This window comes from Christensenella sp. (genome assembly GCF_034927525.1).
Taxonomy (GTDB): domain Bacteria; phylum Bacillota; class Clostridia; order Christensenellales; family Christensenellaceae; genus Christensenella.
Genome location: NZ_JAYFPU010000056.1, coordinates 1 through 2,459, shown reverse-complemented (window position 1 = coordinate 2,459; position 2,459 = coordinate 1). Strand labels below are relative to the sequence as shown.

The 2,459-nt window shown below is 69.3% G+C and carries 4 protein-coding genes; all 4 read left to right on the top strand.

All coding sequences use genetic code 11. The features are described from left to right. The coding region (locus VB081_RS02055; RefSeq protein WP_323399191.1) for a PfkB family carbohydrate kinase at positions 1–268 on the top strand (268 nt) is incomplete at its 5' end. A 7-nt stretch (positions 269–275) separates the two neighbouring features. Beyond that, positions 276–914, top strand: a complete 639-nt coding sequence (locus VB081_RS02050) for an SIS domain-containing protein (RefSeq protein WP_323399190.1) — start codon at positions 276–278, stop codon at positions 912–914. A gap of 8 nt (positions 915–922) precedes the next feature. Beyond that, positions 923–2,020, top strand: coding sequence for a radical SAM protein (locus VB081_RS02045; RefSeq protein WP_323399189.1), 1,098 nt, complete (start codon positions 923–925; stop codon positions 2,018–2,020). Positions 2,021–2,027: 7 nt separating this feature from the next. After that, positions 2,028–2,459 (top strand): hypothetical protein (locus VB081_RS02040; RefSeq protein WP_323399188.1); only part of this gene is annotated, 432 nt, incomplete at its 3' end.

The following is a 2,459-nucleotide window of genomic DNA, read 5'->3' as shown; positions in this document are numbered from 1 at the left end:
AACCCAGGGCAAGCAGGGTTGCCTGGCCTGGGGCGCCGGCCAGGGCGTTTTCCGGGCGCCGGCCCTGACCGGCTCCATCGTGGATCGGATCGGCGCCGGCGACGCCGTGCTCGCCTACGCCGCCCAACTGGCCGCGGCGGGCGCCCCGGCCGAGATCGTCGGCTTCGTCGGCAACGCCGCCGGGGCCCAGGCCGTCGCCACCCTGGGCAACAAGGAACCGGTGGACGGCGTTGCCCTCAAAAAACACATTGTCGCCCTGTTGAAGTGAGGCCCCCATGCGAAACGACATCCTTCCGGGCAGATGTTACTTCGAGACCCTGGCCAACCTGCTTTCCGCCCTCGAAGTCACCGACGACTGCGGCCGGGCCTTCCTGCCGGACGAGGGCTCGGCCCTGGCCGTGCGCCAGGTGATCGCGGCCAGCCGCGGCGGCGGCCTGGTGGCCCTGGTCGGCAACGGCGGCAGCGCCGCCATCGCCGCCCACATGCAAAACGACCTGTCGGCCGCGGTCGGGGCCCGGGCCGTGGTCTTCAACGACCCGCCGCTGCTGACCGCCCTCTCCAACGACCACGGCTACGACAACGCCTTCGAGATGCAGATGCGGCTCTGGGCGCCGCTGGGGGGCATGCTCGTGGCCATCTCCTCGTCGGGGGCCTCGGAAAACATCCTGCGCGCCGCCCGCACCGCCCGCGAGTTCGGACTGACCGTGCTGACCATGACCGGCTTTCTCCCGGACAACCCGCTGCGCGCCCTGGGACACGTCAACCTCTACGTGCCGTCGGCGAATTACGGCTACGTCGAACTGGCCCACTCGGTCCTGTCCCACTACCTGACCGACGCCGCCGTCCTGGCCCTGGGCCGGGGGGTGGGCTCAACCCGCGTGGGCGGCGAAGTGGACGCCCCACGGCGCATGTAGGCGACGTTATGGAACAAGACCGCTATCGCCTCGACTCCCACAAGCTCAACTTCCACCCCGGCCGGGTGGCCCAGTGGCTCGAGGCCGGCGACGATTGGGAAAAGCAGAAGCGGATCGCCCCGATCTACGTCGAGGTCTCGCCCATCGGGGCCTGCAACCACCGTTGCGTCTTCTGCGCCCTGGACTACATGGGCTACGCGCCGCGAAAGCTCGACGCGGACAGGATGGCCGAGCGCCTGGCCGAGATGGGCGCGGCCGGGGTCAAAAGCGCCATGTTCGCCGGCGAGGGCGAACCGCTGTTGCACAAGGGCATCGTGACCATGGCCCGAGCCGCGGACGCGGCCGGCATCGACACCGCCTTCACCACCAACGGCGTGCTGTTGCGCGGGGCCGTGGCCGAAGGCCTGCTGCCGCTCGCCTCCTGGATCAAGATCAGCCTGGGCGCGGGCACGCCCGAGACCTACGCCCGCATCCACCGCACCAATCCGGCGGACTTCGCCGCCGTGGCCCAAAACCTCAAAGCCGCCGTGCGGCGGCGCGAGGAAGGCGGACTCGCCGTCACGCTCGGCGTCCAGATGCTCCTTTTGCCCGAGAACGCCGCGGAGGCCGAAACCCTGGCCAAGATGTGCCGCGACGACCTCGGCGTGGATTACCTGGTGATCAAGCCCTACTCCCAGCACAAGAAGAGCCTGACCCAAACCTACACCGGCATCGATTACGCCGGCTTTTTCGACCTGGGGCACCGCCTCGAGGCGCTGTCGAACGACCGCTTCCGCGTCGTCTTTCGCGCCCGCACCATGCAGAAATACCACCAGGCCAAACCCTATCCCGTCTGCCAGGCCGTCCCGTTCTTCTGGGCCTATGTGGCCTCGGACGGAAGCCTTTGCTCGTGCAGTGCCTGGCTTGGCGACGAGCGCTTCAGCCTGGGCAACCTCATGGAGGCCTCCTTCGCCGAGGTCTGGCAGGGCGAGCGGCGACGGCGCAACCTCGCCCTGGTGGCGGGAGGCCTGGACGTCGCCGACTGCCGCGCGAACTGCCGCATGGACGAGGTGAACATCTACCTGTGGGGGCAAAAAAACCCGCCTGCCCACGTCAATTTCATCTAGGAGGCCGATGCGCGCGCCAACCCCCTTCTCCTGGCTGCCGGACGACCTGGCGAGCCTGGCCCGCAAGGCCCTTGACGCCCCCATGCCCCGGGGTCGGGAACGCCTGGCCTTCACCGCCCCTCCCGCCGACCTCGACAAACGCGAGGTCGGGGGCAGGCGCCATGTGGTGTTCGTGGCCTACTACCCCTATGTCTCCACGGCGAAAAAAAGCCTGGCCCTGCGCGACTGCGGCTACCGCACCACGCTCCTTTGCCTGTGCGCCCGCGAGGACGCCGCGCCGGAGCGCTTCTTCGACCAGGTGCACGAGGCGGCGGATTATCGCGCGCTGCTGGCGCTGCTTCGCGGTGCCGCGCCGGCGGCTGTCAGCGTGCACGTGCCCCATCAGATGCTGGCCGCCATCGCCCTGGAGGCCGCGCCGGACTGTCCCGTCATCCTCGAC